At 61.0% G+C, this 17,397-nt stretch carries 19 protein-coding genes; all 19 read left to right on the top strand.

All coding sequences use genetic code 11. From position 1 onward, the window contains the following. Positions 1-371: 371 nt before the first annotated feature. The 19 genes from rpmH (at position 372) to AC22G1_RS20315 (ending at position 17,396) form a co-directional block, all read left to right on the top strand. Positions 372-506, top strand: coding sequence for a 50S ribosomal protein L34 (gene rpmH, locus AC22G1_RS20405; protein WP_050660763.1), 135 nt, complete (start codon positions 372-374; stop codon positions 504-506). Positions 507-532: 26 nt separating this feature from the next. Then, positions 533-892 carry a ribonuclease P protein component gene (gene rnpA / locus AC22G1_RS20400; RefSeq protein ID WP_487314981.1) on the top strand — a complete coding sequence of 120 codons (360 nt, stop codon included), beginning with the start codon at positions 533-535 and terminating at the stop codon, positions 890-892. Then, on the top strand, positions 856-1,107 hold the full coding sequence (gene yidD, locus AC22G1_RS20395; RefSeq protein ID WP_487314980.1) for a membrane protein insertion efficiency factor YidD: 252 nt from the start codon (positions 856-858) through the stop codon (positions 1,105-1,107). The genes rnpA and yidD overlap by 37 nt, the downstream gene beginning before the upstream one ends. A gap of 4 nt (positions 1,108-1,111) precedes the next feature. Further along, complete coding sequence (gene yidC / locus AC22G1_RS20390) at positions 1,112-2,734, top strand: membrane protein insertase YidC (protein ID WP_487314979.1); 1,623 nt, start codon at positions 1,112-1,114, stop codon at positions 2,732-2,734. 35 nt (positions 2,735-2,769) lie between these two features. Then, positions 2,770-4,122 carry a tRNA uridine-5-carboxymethylaminomethyl(34) synthesis GTPase MnmE gene (mnmE, locus tag AC22G1_RS20385; protein ID WP_487316760.1) on the top strand — a complete coding sequence of 451 codons (1,353 nt, stop codon included), beginning with the start codon at positions 2,770-2,772 and terminating at the stop codon, positions 4,120-4,122. Positions 4,123-4,372: 250 nt separating this feature from the next. Then, positions 4,373-6,424 carry a winged helix-turn-helix domain-containing protein gene (locus AC22G1_RS20380; protein ID WP_487314978.1) on the top strand — a complete coding sequence of 684 codons (2,052 nt, stop codon included), beginning with the start codon at positions 4,373-4,375 and terminating at the stop codon, positions 6,422-6,424. 130 nt (positions 6,425-6,554) lie between these two features. After that, positions 6,555-6,755, top strand: coding sequence for a DUF1656 domain-containing protein (locus AC22G1_RS20375; protein WP_487314977.1), 201 nt, complete (start codon positions 6,555-6,557; stop codon positions 6,753-6,755). Positions 6,756-6,786: 31 nt separating this feature from the next. Beyond that, positions 6,787-7,626 (top strand): efflux RND transporter periplasmic adaptor subunit, encoded by an 840-nt coding sequence (locus AC22G1_RS20370; RefSeq protein ID WP_487314976.1) that lies wholly within the window; start codon positions 6,787-6,789, stop codon positions 7,624-7,626. 2 nt (positions 7,627-7,628) lie between these two features. Beyond that, the gene (locus AC22G1_RS20365; protein ID WP_487314975.1) at positions 7,629-9,680 is read left to right on the top strand and encodes an FUSC family protein; all 2,052 of its coding nucleotides are present in this window, start codon (positions 7,629-7,631) and stop codon (positions 9,678-9,680) included. A 103-nt stretch (positions 9,681-9,783) separates the two neighbouring features. After that, entirely contained in the window at positions 9,784-11,490 is a 1,707-nt protein-coding gene (gene gspE / locus AC22G1_RS20360) for a type II secretion system ATPase GspE (protein ID WP_487314974.1), read from the top strand. Next, positions 11,487-12,683 (top strand): type II secretion system F family protein, encoded by a 1,197-nt coding sequence (locus AC22G1_RS20355; protein WP_487314973.1) that lies wholly within the window; start codon positions 11,487-11,489, stop codon positions 12,681-12,683. The genes gspE and AC22G1_RS20355 overlap by 4 nt, the downstream gene beginning before the upstream one ends. Before the next feature lie 10 nt (positions 12,684-12,693). Further along, complete coding sequence (gene gspG / locus AC22G1_RS20350) at positions 12,694-13,104, top strand: type II secretion system major pseudopilin GspG (RefSeq protein WP_487314972.1); 411 nt, start codon at positions 12,694-12,696, stop codon at positions 13,102-13,104. Next, a complete protein-coding gene (locus AC22G1_RS20345; RefSeq protein WP_487314971.1) occupies positions 13,101-13,493 on the top strand; it encodes a prepilin-type N-terminal cleavage/methylation domain-containing protein in 393 nt (130 codons plus the stop codon). The genes gspG and AC22G1_RS20345 overlap by 4 nt, the downstream gene beginning before the upstream one ends. Next, positions 13,483-13,857, top strand: coding sequence for a type IV pilus modification PilV family protein (locus AC22G1_RS20340; protein WP_487314970.1), 375 nt, complete (start codon positions 13,483-13,485; stop codon positions 13,855-13,857). Before AC22G1_RS20345 ends, AC22G1_RS20340 begins: the two co-directional genes overlap by 11 nt. Further along, positions 13,854-14,468 carry a prepilin-type N-terminal cleavage/methylation domain-containing protein gene (locus tag AC22G1_RS20335; RefSeq protein WP_487314969.1) on the top strand — a complete coding sequence of 205 codons (615 nt, stop codon included), beginning with the start codon at positions 13,854-13,856 and terminating at the stop codon, positions 14,466-14,468. Before AC22G1_RS20340 ends, AC22G1_RS20335 begins: the two co-directional genes overlap by 4 nt. Beyond that, positions 14,437-15,369 carry a type II secretion system minor pseudopilin gene (locus AC22G1_RS20330; protein WP_487314968.1) on the top strand — a complete coding sequence of 311 codons (933 nt, stop codon included), beginning with the start codon at positions 14,437-14,439 and terminating at the stop codon, positions 15,367-15,369. The genes AC22G1_RS20335 and AC22G1_RS20330 overlap by 32 nt, the downstream gene beginning before the upstream one ends. Next, positions 15,362-16,363, top strand: coding sequence for a PilN domain-containing protein (locus AC22G1_RS20325; protein ID WP_487314967.1), 1,002 nt, complete (start codon positions 15,362-15,364; stop codon positions 16,361-16,363). The genes AC22G1_RS20330 and AC22G1_RS20325 overlap by 8 nt, the downstream gene beginning before the upstream one ends. Then, complete coding sequence (gene gspM / locus AC22G1_RS20320) at positions 16,360-16,950, top strand: type II secretion system protein GspM (protein WP_487314966.1); 591 nt, start codon at positions 16,360-16,362, stop codon at positions 16,948-16,950. The genes AC22G1_RS20325 and gspM overlap by 4 nt, the downstream gene beginning before the upstream one ends. Next, the gene (locus AC22G1_RS20315) at positions 16,947-17,396 is read left to right on the top strand and encodes a hypothetical protein (RefSeq protein WP_487314965.1); all 450 of its coding nucleotides are present in this window, start codon (positions 16,947-16,949) and stop codon (positions 17,394-17,396) included. The genes gspM and AC22G1_RS20315 overlap by 4 nt, the downstream gene beginning before the upstream one ends. The last annotated feature ends 1 nt before the right edge of the window (position 17,397 follow it).

The raw sequence follows: 17,397 nt of genomic DNA, 5'->3' as shown, positions 1-17,397 counted from the left end.
GCTGACACTCCCCGATCAAAAAGTCCGTTATTCTACCTTTAATAATGTCTGCCCCACCACCTTCGACACAGCGATAAAGACCCTCCCAGGCAAAATGCACGGGATGAATCACGGCAGGGATCGTGGCAGCGGCAGGAGGGTTATTGTTGACTAGGCAGGCCGTCGAGATCAACCACGATCATCAGGATCGTTACATTGATCTCAGACTGATCTAGAATGCTCGCCGCTGATAAATTTACCTTGTGTATATTTGACGCAGTTTGGCCACCTCTATATAATTCGGCCTCTTTTTGTGGGCCATTTACAGGGGCCAAGACGGCCAGGCCAGTAAAGGCTCCTGTGGTTTAACGACTGACCGACGGTAAAAACTTATGAAACGTACTTTTCAACCCAGCGTAATCAAACGCAAGCGTGACCACGGTTTCCGTGCTCGCATGGCTACCAAAAACGGCCGCAAGGTACTGGCTCGTCGCCGTGCCAAAGGTCGCGCTCGCCTGTCTGCCTGATTCACTTGAGTGCTTTGCACCCGCAAGTGTCCAAGCTGACCTTTAGCCGGGAGTTACGTCTGCTAACTCCCGCGCATTTCCAAAGGGTTTTCGATAACCCCGTCCGCGCCTCCTCTCCTGAAGTCACTCTCTTAGCCAGAACCAACGATCTCGGCCATGCCAGATTGGGGCTGACAATTGCCCGTAAACAGGTTAAAAAAGCGACTTCCCGGAACCGTCTTAAACGACTAACCAGGGAGTACGTGCGGCAGCATCAGTCGGCATTACCCGACGCCGATGTCATTGTCATCGTCAAAAAGCCCGCCCAGTTTCTGGAAAACAGCAACTACGTGGCTTTGGTGGACAGGCTATGGAAACTCTTGGCAAAGCGCTTGGCGCATGCCTGATACTGCCGATACGGCTCTATCAGCTGCTGCTCAGTCCCCTGTTGGGGCCAACCTGCCGTTTTACGCCCACCTGTTCCCACTACGCAATTGAGGCCATCAGGCGCCACGGCCCTGTGAAAGGAAGTTGGTTAGCGGTGCGCAGAATATTAAAATGCCATCCTCGCCATCCCGGTGGTCACGATCCGGTTCCCGAACGTAAAACTAGAGAACGTTAAACCCATGGAATCCCAACGCTCCTTGTTGTTCTTCGCCCTGCTTGCCGTCAGCTTCCTGCTGTACCAAGCCTGGGAGAAGGACCATGAACCCAAGCCGGCGCCTGTAGCCGCTACCGCTTCGGTACCCACTGAAGCGCCTGCCGACGCCCTGCCCAGTTCCGACGATATTCCCCAGACCGCAGGCGTGGCGCCTGCTGCCACCACCAAGGCTCACTTGGTTACCCTGCAAAACGACGAGCTCAAGCTGACCGTTGATACCCGCGGCGGCGACATCGTCGGTGCCCAGCTCAAGCATTTTGCCAAGGTGCAAGGTGGCGAAGAGCGGTTGACCCTCTTTACCCGCGAGCCCGGCTTTAACTACGTAGCCATGAGCGGCCTTATCGGCCCCAACGGCTCCGACACCCAGAGCCGCCCGGTTTACACCGCTTCCGAGGCCACTACCCTGGCCAACGGTGACAGCCAGCTGACCCTCACTTATGACGGCGCCAACGGCGTTGTCTATAAAAAGGTGCTGACCCTGGCCCCCGGCAAGTATGTGGTCAACACCCGTTTCGAAGTGACCAACCCCACCGACAAGCCTTTGTCCGTGCAGTTCTTTGGTCAAATCAAACGTACTAACCACGAGCCCGACTCCGGTATCACCTCCCACGGCACTTACACCGGCCCGGTGTATTCCACCGATGACGAGTCCTACGAGAAGTACAACTTTGACGACGTCAAAGAACGTAACCTCAACAAGGAAACCAACACCGGCTGGGTAGCCATGCTGCAGCACTACTTTGTGTCTGCCTGGGCGCCCAAGCTCGACAACGTCAAACTGGACGTTTACAGCCTGCAGTCCGGCTCTGACGCCATCATCGGCATCAAGAGCAAGCCCGTTACCGTACCGGCCCAAGGCTCTGCCAGCCTGACAGCTGACCTCTTTGTGGGCCCCAAAGACCAGGATGCCCTGGCCGCCGTAGCCCCCAAACTGGAAAAAACCGTCGACTACGGCTTCCTGTGGTTTATCAGCGAATTCCTGTTCTGGCTGCTGAAACTGCTGCACGGTGTGGTACACAACTGGGGCTTTGCCATTGTGCTGCTGACCCTGCTGGTGCGTGGTGCCATGTACCCGCTGACCAAGGCCCAGTTCACCTCCATGGCCAAGATGCGTGCCCTGCAGCCGAAACTGGCATCCCTGAAAGAGCGTTTTGGTGACGACCGCCAGCGCATGTCTCAGGCGATGATGAAGCTGTACAAGGACGAAGGGGTTAACCCTCTGGGTGGCTGCTTCCCGCTGCTGCTGCAGATGCCTATCTTCATGGCCCTGTACTACGTGCTGCAAGAATCCGTAGAGCTGCGCCAAGCGCCGTTCATGCTGTGGATTCATGACCTCTCAGCCAAAGACCCGTTCTTTGTGCTGCCGGTGCTGTTTGCCGCCTCCATGTGGTTTAGCCAGAAGCTGAACCCCAGCACCATGACCGACCCGATGCAGCAGAAGGTCATGCAGCTGATGCCGCTGGTGATGGGCGTGTTCTTCGCCTTCTTCCCCTCCGGCCTGGTACTGTACTGGTTTGTGAGCAACTTGGTGTCCATTACCCAGCAGCTCATCATCTACAAGGGCCTTGAGAAAAAAGGCCTGCGATAAAAAAGGGCGGCGCAAGCCGCCTTTTTTGTAAGGAGATTTCCATGTCAGAGACCATCGCAGCCATTGCCACCGCCACCGGTCGCGGCGGCGTTGGCATTATCCGCATCTCCGGCCCCAAGGCAGCCAGTGTGGCCAAGGCCAGGCTGGGTGCCCTGCCCAAAGCCCGTTATGCCCAGTACGGCCCATTCATGGACACCGACGGCACGGTGCTGGACCAAGGCATTGCCCTCTACTTCCCCGGCCCCAACAGCTTTACCGGCGAAGACGTACTGGAGCTGCAAGGCCACGGCGGCCCGGTGATCCTCGACCTGCTGCTGCGGGCCATCCTGGCTGAGCCCGGGGTGCGGCTGGCAAGGCCTGGGGAGTTTTCCGAGCGGGCCTTTTTGAACGACAAACTGGACTTGACCCAGGCCGAGGCCATCGCCGACCTTATCGAAGCCAGCTCCGAGCAAGCCGCCCGCAGCGCTGTGCATTCTTTGCAAGGGGAGTTCTCGGCCCGCATCAACGCCCTGGTGGAATCCCTTATCCACCTGCGCATCTACGTGGAAGCGGCCATTGATTTTCCCGAAGAAGAAATCGACTTCCTTTCTGACGGCAAAGTAGCCGGGGATCTGGCATCCATTCGTGAAGATTTGGCCGCAGTCAAAGCCTCCGCCCGCCAGGGTAGCTTGCTGCGCGACGGGATGCGGGTGGTGATAGCAGGCCGCCCCAACGCCGGGAAATCGAGCCTGTTGAACGCCCTAGCCGGGCGCGAAGCGGCCATCGTCACCGACATCGCCGGTACCACCCGCGACGTGCTGCGCGAGCATATCCATATCGACGGTATGCCGCTGCACATCATCGACACCGCAGGCCTTCGCGATACCGGCGATGCGGTAGAGAAAATCGGTATCGAGCGGGCCTGGGCGGAAATCGAGAAAGCCGACCGGGTGCTGTTTATGGTGGACGCCCTGGATACCGACGCTACCGACCCCCACGCTATCTGGCCTGACTTTGTGGACAGGCTGCCAGCGGGCCTTGGCATCACCGTGGTGCGCAACAAGGTGGAGCTGACCGGCGAGGCAGCCGGGTTCGAGAACGGCATCTTGCGGTTGTCGGCCAAAACCGGCGCCGGTGTCGAGGCCCTGCGCGAGCACCTTAAAGCGCTGATGGGCTTTGAAGGCACCAGCGAAGGCAGCTTCCTGGCCCGTCGCCGCCACCTCGACGCCCTCGACAGCGCCCAGCAGCACCTGGATGTGGGCGAAGAGCAGCTCCATGGCTTTGCCGCCGGCGAGATCCTTGCCGAAGAGCTGCGCCTGGCCCAAATGGCGCTTTCAGAAATCACCGGCGAGTTCAGCTCAGACGATTTGCTGGGCCGCATCTTCTCGAGCTTTTGTATCGGCAAGTAAAAAAGGCCGCCTTCGGGCGGTTTTTTACTACCTCGCCACAAGCTGCCGGCACTTGGCCACACTCATCACGAATTAACAAACGTCACACAACTCAGACATTTACGGTTGTCTATCAACCACTTGCAAAGCCGCTGTAGGCCACTTAACCGACCCAGCTCACGCTTTGCAGGATTTCCCCTGCCGGGTGCTGACAGCGTTACGCAAATGTAATAGAAGGAACTGCCTTTTTTCTTCCGGGAGCCGTTGTTTCATGTCTGAGGGCAGCCGCTTTTACCAGCGCAATTACCGTGTCGGGCAATGGACTGTGCTGCCGGGGCAACTGCAAATCAAGGGACCCCAGGGCCAGGTGGAGCTGCCGGCCAAGGTGTTTGAAGTGCTGCGGCTACTGATGGAGGCGCCGGGGGAGACCTTGTCCCGGGAACGGCTTATCGACGAGATTTGGCACGGCCAGAAGGAAGTGGGGGAAAAGGCCCTTAACCATGCCATCTGGCAGGTGCGCAAAGGCTTTAGCGATACCGGTGGCAAGCAGGAAGTGATCCGCACCATTGCCAAGACCGGTTACGTGCTGCAATTACCGGTGCAAGAACTGCCGCAACAAGCCATGAAAAGGCGCCTTTGGGCACCATTGGTGGCCGCCCTGGCGCTGGTGGTGGCCTTGGTGTTGTGGCTCTGGCCAAACACTCCTCTACCCTTGGCACCACTGGCCAAAAGGCCCCAGCCCCTGACTCACCTGCAAGGGGTGGAAGAAACCCCGGCCTTTACCCGAGACGGCAGCCAGATGGCCTTTCAATGGGACAAAGGTAAGGGCATTCCCGGCATCTATATCCAGCCGCTGGATAACCCGCAACAAGCACCAACGCGCGTTTCCCTACCCAGTGAATACGGCGCCTCGCCGACTTGGTCTGGCGACGGTAAGCAACTGGCTTATGCGGTGATCAATCAGTCAGGGTGCAAGGTCAAGGTGGTGGAACTGGCCAGCGGCCAGGGCCGCTTTATCGACAGCTGCCACGCCAACCGCCTGTTTCGAACCCTGGCTTGGTCCAAAACCGGCAATATGCTGGCCTATGCCTATCGCAACAGCAGCGGCGGCGTCAGCCTGAAAGGCTTTGATTTTACGAATAATCAAACATTGCAATTGAGCCCCGAGCGCGGCGATTTTGAAGACATGCCCATCGACTGGGCCAACCACAGCCAGCGCCTGGCCTACGCCAGCCTCAAAAGTAACCTTGGCAATATTTATATCCGCAGTGCCGACGGCAGCAGCCGGCCGCTGTTTCGGGAAAACCGCGAGGTGTTCTCCCTGGCCTGGAGCCCCGACGACAACTACATCTACTTTTCCAGCGTCTGGCAGGGGGAAGTAACCATATTGCAGGTGTCGGTGAGTAGCGGCGAAGTCTCCCCGCTGTCTTTTGAAAGCGTGCCGGGGCGCATTTCGGTGAGGCCGGGGCCACACCCGCAGCTGGTTTACCCGCGATACAGCACCTCCGAAAGGCTGTTTCGGGTCGCCAAAGACAGGCCCCTTAAGGCGCTGCCCTTCTCGCATGGCCGCGAGCTTTACCCTTTTTATTCTCGAAGCCAAAACCGGCTGGTGTTCTTCTCCAACCGCGGCGGGGATTTTCAAATCTGGTCGGCCGCCCAGGACGACAGCAGTGCCAGGGAACTGACCCAGATGCAGGGCGATGCCTACATCCATGCCCTATCCAACCAGGGCGACCGCTTCTTGCTGCCCATCAAGCGCAAGGGCGAGAAGTACTACAGCCTTTTTATCGGCCAAGTGCAGGGCGGCGCCCTCAAAGAGATCAGCAAGGACAACTTCGCTTCCCAGAACTTCAGCTGGGGCAAAGACGACCAATCCTTGCTGTTTAGCTCCGATCTCGACGGCAAATGGCAGGTCTGGCGCCATGACTTGGCCACCGGTATCCGCGAGCAATTAACGGTAGAAGGGGCCATCTTCGCCCTGGAGCGCAGCGACGGTGTGCTTTTTTTCGTCAAACCCGGCGAAGAAGGGGTGTGGCAGCAAATGCCTAAAGGTAAAGCGATAAAGGTAGTCACAGGCCTTGCCAATACCGACTGGGGGAACTGGCAGCTTACCGAGCAGGGCATCATTTACCTGCAACGCACCGACCTTAACGACCGGCTGATGCTCCACCCGTGGAGCGGCGAGCCCGAGCAGCAAATCGCCGCTTTGGCGCCGCGCTCGGTCAAAGGTGCCCGCTCCTTTACGGTGCTCCCCGACGGCAGCCTGGTGCTGTCGATGTACGAGCAAAAAGAGGCGGATATTCTGGCAATCGACCTGCCCTGACCCTAGGCTGATATCGGTTAAGTGGTGATAAATAGGGACTTCTTTACGCTGCCCCTAGAGTCTCGGCGCGAAGTAGCGATAAGATGAACCCGCTTAGCAACCCTGTCTCCTTATACCTGTAAGGCTTGCCATGCTTCACGAACTGGCCCTGGGTGGCCTGCTGTTCAGCCCTTTTATCGTCTTTGCACTGAGCGGTTTTGTCATGACTGTGGCAACCCGCTTTGCACTGCATAAAATCGTTAGGCGCCAATTGGTCTGGAAAGATGCCTGGTTCGATGTATCCCTGTTCGTCTGCTACCTGGCCCTGAGTATTTACCTGTTCGGAGATTAGAGCCTCTATGGGACAACTGCTTCGTGTCTTAGTGACATTGCTTTTCGTGGCGGCGGCCGTTGTGGCTGGCACCTGGGTATGGAACCACTACCTCTACTCCCCCTGGACCCGTGACGGCCGGGTGCGGGCGGATGTGGTCACCCTGGCACCGGACGTTTCCGGCTGGGTAACCGAGCTCAAGGTGCACGACAACCAGCAGGTGAAAAAAGGCGACGTGATGTTCACCATCGACGATACCCGCTATAAAGCGGTGATCGCCGAAGACCAGGCCGAGGTAGAAAAAGCCAAGTTTGCCTGGGATCTGGCCCAGCATCAGTACGAAAGGCGCAAGCAGCTGATCGCCAAAAAAGTGATCAGCGACGAAGACGAAGAAACCTACCGCATCAATACCGACCAGGCCAAAGCCTCGTATGACTTGGCCGTTGCCCAGCTCAACGCCGCCAATATTGATTTGTCCCGCACTGTGGTTACCGCTCCGGAAGATGGCACCATCATCAACCTGACCCTGCGCCAGGGTAACTATGTGTCCAAGGGCACACCGGTGATGTCGCTGGTGAAGACCGCCACCTTTTATGTGACCGGTTACTTTGAAGAGACCAAACTGCCGCTGGTGCATGTGGGCCAAAAGGCCAGAGTGCACCTGATGAGTGGCGGCAAGCCGCTGCTGGGCACTGTGGTGAGTATTTCTCCCGGCATTGCCAACGCCAATACCGATGCCAACAACCAACTGCTTCCGCAGGTGCAGCAAACCTTCAACTGGGTGCGTCTGGCGCAACGCATTCCCGTGGATATCCGCCTTGACCAGATCCCCGAAGGGGTGCATCTGAGCGCCGGCATGACGGTGTCGGTCAACCTTAAAGACCCAGACTGATCATGCAGCTGTCGCCCAACCTGGCACTGTTTCTCACCCCCAACCGCACCACCATTATTTTTGCGGTAAAGGGGGTGATCGCCATGGCACTGTCCCTGTATGTGGCTATGTACCTAAACATGGACAGGCCCTACTGGGCGCTGGTGTCGGCAGTGTTTTTGCAAATGCGCCCCGAAAGCGGTCTGGTTATCGAAAAGGCCATCTGCCAAATCGTAGGCTCGGTGCTGGGCGGCGGCTTTGGCATCCTGGTTCTGGACTTGTTTATGGGCACCCCGGTGCTGGCCCTTGGCAGCCTGGCGGTTTGGGTATTTTTGATGTCCGCCGCCTCGGCCATGGTGCACCGCATCAACCTGGTTTACGGCTTTGCCATGGCCACCATGACCGCCGCCCTGGTTGTGGCGCTGGTGATGGCCAACGCCGCCACCGCCGACAGCGATGCCGTATTTACCGTGGCCCAGGCACGGATGGGGGAAATTACCGTGGGGGCGGTGTGCGCCACCCTGGTCAGCCTGCTGTTTTGGCCGGTGCAGGTGAAGAACGTGCTGCAGGTTCACGCCCGCAACGTTATCAACCGCACCCTCACTTACCTGGTGGTGGAACTGGACCCTGACGGCTCCCACGAAATCCGCCACAAACAGGCCGACGGTATTCTCGAATCCCTCGGCGCCCTGAGCGACGACTCCAGCGCCGTGGTCTATGAAGGCCCAACAGGTTCGGCGCAGGCCAGGGCCGCCGATCTCCTGTGCAACAAGGTATTGTCACTGCTGGCGGTGGTACAAATCTTTGGCCGCCTGCAGCGTAACCATGGCGAGCTGCTTGACGACCAGGTGACCGAGCAGATGCGCAACATGCGCGAGCATTTTCAGGCCATGGCCGACACCACCAGCTACAGCGATTGCTACCGGCACGCCCAACAGCTTCGCCGCCAATTGCTGCACTTTCGCACCAGCTACGAGGCGCCCAGCCCAATCCTGGCCCGGTTGACGCAGACAGCCTTGGAATTGGTGGCCGATTTGGTGATGGTACTCAGGGCCTACGACGCCCTGGAAAACAGCCACGAAACCCGCCTTAACGCCCCCACCCTCAGCACCTACCGAGACCTCACCCTGTGCGCCATTACCGGCCTGAGAACCTTGGTACTGTTTTTGATTGGTGCCGTTACCTGGGTCTACACCACCTCGCCGGCAGCGGTAATGATGATGGTGGTGCCGCTCACCTTCTCGGTGATGATTGCCCGTTTCCCCTCACCGGTGCTGCTGCTTAAAAAGCTGATGATGGGAGTGGTGGTTGCCATTCCCACCGGGCTCTACTTCGGCCTCGGCATGATGGCCCAGGGGGCGGGGCATTTTGCGCTGCTGGTTATCGCCATGGGCGGGCCGCTTTTTATCGGGTTGATGGCCCTGGCCAACAGACCTACCTTGGCCTACGGCCTCGGCTTTTGCGTGCCTTTTGTTATCCAAACCCAACCCAGCAACGCCATGACCTATGCCGTGGATACCAATCTGAGCATTGCGCTTGGCATCTTCGCCGGGGTTTGTGTTCTCTATTGGGTCTTTAAATTGATAGAGGACCCGGACCGTGCCCTGATGCAGCGTCGGCTGATCAAATCGACCGCCAAAGACCTGGCCGACCTCGGCCACCATCGCCACGCCGAAGGCTGGTTTAACGGGCGTATGGGTGACCGGCTGATGCGCCTTTCCAGCTCCGAGCAAGGAACGCCAAGCCGCAATTTCACCGATCTTGGCCTTACCGGCCTGAACCTAGGCCATGTTTCCATTCGCCTGCGCCGCCAGTTGGCCGCCAATGGCGACCCCAAACTCAATGCCCTGCTCGACCAATGGCAGCGCTCGTTGGCCAGCACCTTCCTGTGCAGCGCCAAAGGGAAATTCAATGCCGAGTTTCGGACCCACAGCCAGCAGCTGCTGGCTGCTATTGAACAGACCAACGGCGTTAATCTGCAATCCGAGCTGGTTGAAGGGATGATGGAACGGCTGGCCCTGACCTTCGAGCGCACCGCCCGCACTTTTGCCGAGCAATCTTCCTCGCAAAAATAAACAAATATGTAACACCTCCTGTATTACCCACCAGACAGTGTCAATTTTTTGACTATCTTTGAGATTACCTTTCCCCGGCCTCAACCTAACTAAGAAGGTTGGCATGAATCAGTCCCTGGCGGCCCCTTGGGAGGAGGAGCTGGCCAATGCATTAGTGCAGCAGGGATGCCTAAGCAGCGCCGACCTGGCAAGAGTCAGGCGGATGCGCGATGAACAAGGCGGCGCCGACCCTTTGCACCGGCTGCTTATTCGGCTGGGCATGGTCTCTGAAAAAGACATGGCGGGCCAGTTGGCCCGTTGTTTTTCCCTCTCCAGCATCAGCGCTGACGACTTCCCCGACGAACCGCTTTTTGAAGACCGCCTCTCGCTGCGTTTTTTAAAGGAATACCACCTTTTGCCCCTGCGCCAGGAGCAAAGCCAGCTGTACCTAGCCATGGCTGACCCATTAGACAGCTACGCCCTCAATGCCGTGCACCTGGCCACCGGCCTTGAGTGCAAACCCCTGGTGGGCCAGAGCGCCGACATCGACGCCGCCATCGAGCGGCTCTACAACAAAGAAGCCCGCGACCGCGCCGCCCGTGGCGACAACGACGACGACATCGCCGAAGAAGACGTCGAGCAGCTCAAAGACTTGGCCTCGGAGGCGCCGGTGGTGAGGCTGGTCAATCACCTCTTCCAAAAAGCGGTGGAATGCCGCGCCTCTGACATTCATATCGAGCCCTTCGAACATCAGCTCAAGGTGCGCTACCGCATCGACGGCGTGTTGCAACCCACTGAAGCGCCCTCGGTCCGGCTGGCCCAGGCGGTTATCTCGCGCATCAAGATCATGGCCCGGCTCAATATCGCCGAGCGCCGCCTGCCGCAAGATGGCCGCATCAAGCTTCGCAGCCAGGGCCAGGAGCTGGATATCCGGGTCTCCACCGTGCCCACCCTGTACGGCGAGTCAGTGGTGATGCGGCTGCTGCGAAAAGACAGCCTGGCCCTGGAATTCAACGCCCTTGGAGTCAGCGAAGACAACCTTCGCACCCTGCAAAAGGTGCTGGCCCTGCCCGACGGCATGCTGCTGGTCACCGGCCCCACCGGCTCGGGCAAAAGCACCACCCTCTATACCGCGCTGAGCCAGCTCAACACCGCGTCGCGCAAGGTGATCACGGTGGAAGATCCGGTGGAGTACCAGCTGGCCGGGGTCAATCAAATCCAGGTCAAACCCGATATCGGCCTGACCTTTGCCAACGCCCTTCGCGCCATCGTCCGCCAGGACCCGGACGTGATCATGGTCGGCGAGATGCGCGACCTGGAAACCGCCCGCATCTGCGTGCAATCGGCCCTGACCGGCCACCTGGTGCTGTCTACCCTGCACACCAACGACGCCGCCAGCTCCATCACCCGGCTGTTGGAGATGGGGGTGGAAGACTACCTGCTCACCTCCACCCTCAACGCCGTGGTGGGCCAGCGCTTGGTGAGGCTGTTGTGCCCCCATTGCAAACAGGGGTTTGCGCCGCTGCCCGAGCTGGTAGAGCAGCTCGGCCTTGGCCGCCTGGCCCACCAGGGGCCGGTGCGCCTATACCGGGCCCACGGCTGCCCCCAATGCCAGGACACCGGCTACCAGGGCCGCATTGCCATCATGGAGCTGCTGGTGCTTTCCGATGCCCTCAAGGCCCTGGTGCTGCGCCGCACCGACGCCACCAGCCTGCTGCGCCAGGCCCGCAGCGAGGGCATGCTCACCATGTATGAGGACGGCTGCATCAAGGCCATGGCCGGGCTTACCACTGTCGAGGAGGTCCTGCGGGTCACGCAGGAAGCCGGATGAGCCAGTTTCATTACCGGGCCGTGACCAGTCAGGGCCAGATGCAGCAAGGGCAACTGGACGCCGACAGCCGCGAGCAGGTGGTGGCCCAGTTGCAGCAGGCCGGGCTTATCGTGCTGGAGATCCGCAAAGCCGGCCGTTGGGAGCTGCGCCTTGGCGGCCAGCGGCTGGCGGGCAACCTGGTGCTGCTCTTTACCCAGCAGCTGGCGGCGCTGCTGGCGGCCGGTATCGCCCTGGACCGGGCGCTGGAGATCATGACCCAGCTTGGCCAGGAGCCGCGACTGACCCGCCTTATCGGCAACATCCATCAGGGCCTTCGGGGTGGCAAGGCGCTGTCGGCGGTGCTGGCCGAACAGCAGGGGTTTTCGGATTTTTACCTGAGCCTTATTCGCGCCGCCGAAGCCGCCGGCAACCTCCATCAGGGCCTGGAAGATCTGGCCTTTTATCAGGAGCGGGCCCAGGCCCTCAAAGACAAAACCCTGTCGGCCTTTCTCTACCCCCTGATCTTGCTGCTGGTAAGCGCCCTGTCGCTGCTGGTGATCCTCACCTACGTAGTGCCCCAGTTTCAGCAGCTTTTCAGCGACATGGGCAAGGCGCTGCCGCTGCCCACCCAGGTTGTTATTGCCAGCGCGGGCTTTATCCGCGACTGGGGGCTGTGGCTGCTGCTGGCCCTGGCCCTTGGCGGTGTGCTGCTACAACGGCAGCTCAAGGAGCCGGTGTTTCGGCTGCGCTGGGACAGCTGGCTGCTGCGCCTGCCTCTTTACGGCACCCTGGTGGGCAAGCTGGAAATGGCCCGTTTTAGCCGCAGCCTCGGCACCCTTTTAAAAAGCGGGGTGCCCCTGGTGAAGGCGCTGCAGGTGGCCAGAACCAGCGTCGGCAATTTTCGCCTCGGCAAGGCCCTGGACGACAGCACCGAGGGCCTTAAAGAAGGCCAGCGCCTGGCGGGGCTTTTGAAACAACAACAGGTATTCCCGGCCCTGGCCCTGCAGATGCTGCAGGTGGGAGAAGAGACAGGGCAACTGGACCAGATGCTGCTCAAGGTAGCAGGCACCTACGACAGGGAGGTGGAAACCGGTATCCAGCGGTTGCTGACGGTACTGGAACCTTTGCTGATAGTGGGTCTTGGCATGCTGATCGCCGCCATCATCATTTCCATTCTGATGGCCATCCTCAGCATCAACGACCTGCCGCTTTAAGGAGGTCTGTGTGAAACAACCCGGCTTTACCTTGCTGGAATTGTTGGTGGTGTTGGTGATCCTGGGGCTGCTGGCAAGCCTGGTGGGCCCCAAGGTGCTCAACCAGTTGTCCAGCTCCAAGACCAAGACCGCCGCCCTGCAGATCCAGGAGCTGCACTCGGCCCTGGATTTGTACCGGTTGGAAGTGGGCCATTACCCCAGCAGCAACCAGGGGCTGGACGCCTTGGTCAGCAAACCCTCGGGAGTGGAGAACTGGAACGGCCCCTACCTGACCAAAAAAGTCATTCGCAAAGACCCCTGGGGCAACGACTACCAATACCGCTACCCCGGCGAGCACGGCGACTTTGACCTCTATTCTCTCGGCGCCGACAACAAAGAGGGCGGCGAAGGGGAAGACCAGGACGTGGTGAGCTGGCAATGAACCGCCACGGCTTTACCTTGCTGGAACTGCTGGTGGTACTGGTGGTGATGATGCTGGTGCTAAGCGCCGCCGCCCCCCGCTTTGGCGCCCTATTGCCGGGCATGGCCCTGAAAAGCCAGGCCCGCCAGGTAGCCGCCTTGCTGCGCGAAAGCCGCAGCCAGGCCATTGCCACAGCGCAAGTGCTGACCATCGCCAACCGCCAGCAACAGCTTTGGGTGAATGGCAAAAAGGTGGCCCTGCAGCGGCTGACCCTGGGCCTCGACCAGCCGCTTTATTTCTACCCTGATGGCACTTCCAGCGGCGGCCAGCTGACCCTGGGCAACGACGCTGGCAGCCTGCGCCTGGAGCTGGACTGGCTCACCGGAGAGGTCAGCATCCATGAAGGCTAACGGCTTTACCCTGCTCGAAGTGCTGGTGGCCTTTGTGGTGCTGGCCATGGTACTGGGCGGATTGCTACGGGTGCTTAGCCAAAGCGGTCGCCTCGAAGGCAGCGCCGCCAACCGCCAGCAGGCCATGGCCCTGGCCCAGTCGCAACTGGCGCTGCTGCTCAGCCGCAAGGCGCTGCCCAGCAGCGAAGAGCGGGGCAAATTTGACAACGGCTGGCGCTGGCAAGCCGAGGTCAGCCCCTTCGAGGGAGCCGAGGGCAACTGGCTTGGCACCGGCAACAGGGCTATAGAAGTGCGGCTCACCGTCAGTTGGGGCGAGCATCAGCAGCTGGTGCTGACTACCCTCGCCATCGAGGGGGCACTATGAGGGCCGCCGGCTTCACCCTGATGGAAATGCTGATAGCCCTGGTGCTGCTGACCTTGCTGGCCACCCTCGCCTTTGGCGGCCTCGACATCACCACCCAGGCCTGGCAGCGCCAGGAGCAGCGCATCGGCCAGCAAGGCCGGGTTGAGGCGGTAAGCCAACTGCTGCGTCGCCAGCTTGAGGGCATGTCCATCGAGCCCATTGCCGACACCGACGGGCACCTCGTTACGCCCTTGCAGGCCAGCAGCGATCGCTTGCTACTGTTGGCCCCCGGCCTTAACTGGCAACAACCGCAGCCCACCTGGCTGCTGCTGTCGAGCCGCCGCCAGGACGACGGTTATCACCTGGAGCTGCGCGCCCAGCCTTTTGTCAAAGGCACCCCGGTGGACTGGCAGGCCTTGGACGCGGCCCTGGCCGACAGCACGCCACGCTGGCTGCTGACCAGCAACACCCCGGCCAGTTTCAGCTACCTGCAACAAACCGAGCCCGAGCGCTGGCAAAGCAGCTGGCCCCAGGGCGCCCAGGCGCCGCTGCTGGTCAAACTCACCCTTGCCAATCAACTTTCACTGATGGTGGCCCCCTATGGTCAGGCCTTTACCCTGCACAGCCGCTAGGGCCGGCGGCATCGCCCTGGTGGCGGTGCTGTGGCTGCTGGTACTGCTGACCCTGATGGCCAGCACCGTGGCCCTGTCCAGCCGCTCCGGCGCCCAGGTGCAATACCGCCTGGAACAGGCCACCGCCAACCTGTGGCGGGCCAAAGGGGCGGTGAGCCTGGCCATCATCAGCTTGAGCACCGCCCAAGACCAAAGCCCCTGGCTGGCGGACGGCAGCCCCTATCAGGTGCAGTTTGACCAGCAACCCATGGCGGTGGCGGTGTTTGATGAGCGGGGCAAAATCGACCTCAACGCTGCGCCCCCCACCCTGCTTGATGGCCTGCTGCGCCAGGCCGGGATTGGTGACAGCGAGCGTACCGCCCTGGTGGACGCCATCCTCGACTGGCGGGACGAGGACGATCTGCAGCGCCTCGACGGCGCCGAAAGCGCCCAATATCAGGCCGCAGGCCTCGATGGCCCGGCCAACGCCCCTTTTAACAGCATCGACGAGCTGCGCCAGGTACTGGGCATGACCGACGCCCTGGTTGAGGCGCTGCGCCCGGCTTTGACCCTTTATTCGCACCGAGCCACGGTATTGCCGCAACTGGCGCCTCGCCAGGTGCTGCTGGCCATGCCCGGGGCCGATGCCCTGCTGGTGGACGACTACATCCGCCAGCGCCGCCAGCTCCACGACAGCGGCCTGCCCATACCGGCCCCCACCTGGTGGCCTGCCGAACAGGCCACCCCAGGCTTTGGCCGCTACTACACAGTGCAGGCCCGGCTGCCGCTGGGCGACGGCCAAGAGGCCCTGTTCAGCGCCCTGCTGCAACGCCAGCAAGGCGACCCGGCCCGGCCCTTTCGGGTGCTGAGTCTGGGGCCGGGGCTGCTGCCCGATATCGATACCGGAGGTCCCCATGATTGACAGCCTGCCAGGCCGCCTGGGGCCGTTTTGGCAATGGTGGAGCAGTGAAATGCTCAGCTTGCTGCCCGCCGGCTGGCGCCCGGCCCGAACCGGCCTCACCATCCGCTTCAGTGACGGTGCGCTGCACTTTGACAAGCTGGCCGAGCCTTTGACCCTGCCCCTTGGCGAGGCCGCCACCCTGGAACATCAGCAGCGTCTTGCCCCCTATCAGCGCAAACGCAGCCTGTTGCTGTTGCCGCCGGACTGGCTGCTCAAAAAAAACCTGCAATTGCCCCTGGCAACCGCCGGCCAGCTCCATCAGGTGCTGGCCATGGAGATGAACCGCCACACGCCTTTTAGCGCCGAGCAAGTCTACTTTGCCGCCCAGGAGGTCGAAGCCAAGCCGGCCCTCGACAAGCTGCAATTAACGTTGTGGGTGGTCAACAAGGCCCTGCTGGCACCGGTGCTGGCGCAACTGGCCGACCACGGCATCCAGCCCCGCTGGCTGGGCCTGGCAGGCAATCCTGGCCGCATCCCCCTTGGCCAGGGCCAAAGCCATCACCGGGCCTGGTTGTGGCCGATATTGCTGCTGGCCGCCGCCTTGGGGGGCTGGGCCTATTACCTGGATCACCGCCTGGCCACCCTGGACGCCAGCCTGGTTGCCCCCAAAGCCCAGGCCGAGCAGGCCCAGCAGCTTAGCCAACGCATAGAGGCCCTCAGCCAAGGCCAGGACTTTTTAATCACCAAACGCAACCGCCAGCCCTCGCCGCTGCTGCTGCTAAGGGAAGTCACCCAAACCCTGCCGGACAACACCTGGATCAACCGCCTGGAGTTTCAACCGGCGCGCATCAGCCTGCAGGGCGAGTCCACCAACGCCTCGGCCCTCATCAGCCTGCTGGAAGCCTCACCCCACTTTGCCAATGTGCGATTTTCTTCGCCGGTCTCCATCAACCCGCGCTCCCAGCAAGAAAGGTTCAGCCTGGAAGCGGCCCTGAACGACGGAGGCCGGCCATGACCCTGCAAAGCCGCGCCCAGCCGCTGCTGGCCCTGCTGGTATTGGCCCTGGGGCTGTTGCTGCTGTGGCAGGTCTTGGTGGCGCCGCTCTATGGCTACTTCTCGGCCCGCCTCGAACAGCTCTCGACCCAGCAGGACATGCTGGCCCGCTATCAGCGCCTGGGCCAACGCATTCCCGAGCTTGAGCAGCAACTGGCCACCCTCAAGCGCCAGCGCCCCACCGATAACCTTTACCTGCAGGCGCCCACCCCGGCCCTGGCCGCCGCCCGCCTGCAACAGCGGCTCAACCAGCTGGTGGGCCAGGTCGGCGGGCAGCTCATCAGCACCCAAATCGTCAACGGCGACACCGACTCGCCGCTGCCCAAGGTGGTGCTGGCGGTGCGTATGCGGGCCGAAACCCCGGAGCTGGCCCGGCTGCTGTATAAGCTGGAGGCCAACCGGCCACTGCTCTTTGTCGAAGACTTGGTGATAACCGCCAACCCCAGGCTGACCCTGGTAACCGCCGCCAGCCGCAGCGGCATTGCGCCGCTCGCCACCCTGGATATCCGTTTTTCACTGGTGGCCTATGCCGGGGGAGATGCCCAATGAGCCCGCTTATTCTGCTGCTGGCCATGGCCCAGCCGCTGGCGCCCATGCCGCCTTTTGACGACTTCAAGGTGATAACCGAGCGCAACCTGTTTGACCCAAGCCGGCGCACCGTCGCCAGCGGCGCCACCTCGGCCAGCGCCGGCAGCCTCAAAGATCAATGGAAGCTCTCCGGCATCGTGCTGGAGGGCAGCCAGCGCCTGGCCCTCTTTGACAGCAGCGACGGCAAACAAAGCCTGCGCCTGCAAAGCGGCATGCCTCTGGATGAGCGCTGGCAAGTACTGAAGATAGAAGCCGACTGCGTGGTCCTTGGCAGCGGCACGGAAGAAGTGCGACTGGAACTGAGGGAGCTGCAACCGAACAACAAGGACAGCAAACCCAGGCGCAAACCGGGTAAAACCCAAGACGCCGGCAACGGCGCCCCACAACAAAAAGGTGATGGGGGTTAAC

The sequence above is a fragment of the Gallaecimonas zhanjiangensis genome (genome assembly GCF_057624825.1).
Note: the sequence above shows the minus strand (reverse complement) of the source record. Positions and strands in the feature narration are given on the sequence as shown.

Bases quoted from the DNA above. Each gene is read 5' to 3' on its own strand.
- AC22G1_RS20340 (WP_487314970.1), top strand. From the start codon at position 13,483: ATGAAGGCTAACGGCTTTACCCTGCTCGAAGTGCTGGTGGCCTTTGTG.
- rpmH (WP_050660763.1), top strand. From the start codon at position 372: ATGAAACGTACTTTTCAACCCAGCGTAATCAAACGCAAGCGTGACCAC.
- yidC (WP_487314979.1), top strand. From the start codon at position 1,112: ATGGAATCCCAACGCTCCTTGTTGTTCTTCGCCCTGCTTGCCGTCAGC.
- AC22G1_RS20325 (WP_487314967.1), top strand. From the start codon at position 15,362: ATGATTGACAGCCTGCCAGGCCGCCTGGGGCCGTTTTGGCAATGGTGG.
- AC22G1_RS20330 (WP_487314968.1), top strand. From the start codon at position 14,437: ATGGTCAGGCCTTTACCCTGCACAGCCGCTAGGGCCGGCGGCATCGCC.
- AC22G1_RS20345 (WP_487314971.1), top strand. From the start codon at position 13,101: ATGAACCGCCACGGCTTTACCTTGCTGGAACTGCTGGTGGTACTGGTG.
- AC22G1_RS20315 (WP_487314965.1), top strand. From the start codon at position 16,947: ATGAGCCCGCTTATTCTGCTGCTGGCCATGGCCCAGCCGCTGGCGCCC.
- AC22G1_RS20355 (WP_487314973.1), top strand. From the start codon at position 11,487: ATGAGCCAGTTTCATTACCGGGCCGTGACCAGTCAGGGCCAGATGCAG.
- gspE (WP_487314974.1), top strand. From the start codon at position 9,784: ATGAATCAGTCCCTGGCGGCCCCTTGGGAGGAGGAGCTGGCCAATGCA.
- gspM (WP_487314966.1), top strand. From the start codon at position 16,360: ATGACCCTGCAAAGCCGCGCCCAGCCGCTGCTGGCCCTGCTGGTATTG.
- AC22G1_RS20335 (WP_487314969.1), top strand. From the start codon at position 13,854: ATGAGGGCCGCCGGCTTCACCCTGATGGAAATGCTGATAGCCCTGGTG.
- yidD (WP_487314980.1), top strand. From the start codon at position 856: ATGGAAACTCTTGGCAAAGCGCTTGGCGCATGCCTGATACTGCCGATA.
- AC22G1_RS20365 (WP_487314975.1), top strand. From the start codon at position 7,629: ATGCAGCTGTCGCCCAACCTGGCACTGTTTCTCACCCCCAACCGCACC.
- AC22G1_RS20380 (WP_487314978.1), top strand. From the start codon at position 4,373: ATGTCTGAGGGCAGCCGCTTTTACCAGCGCAATTACCGTGTCGGGCAA.
- AC22G1_RS20375 (WP_487314977.1), top strand. From the start codon at position 6,555: ATGCTTCACGAACTGGCCCTGGGTGGCCTGCTGTTCAGCCCTTTTATC.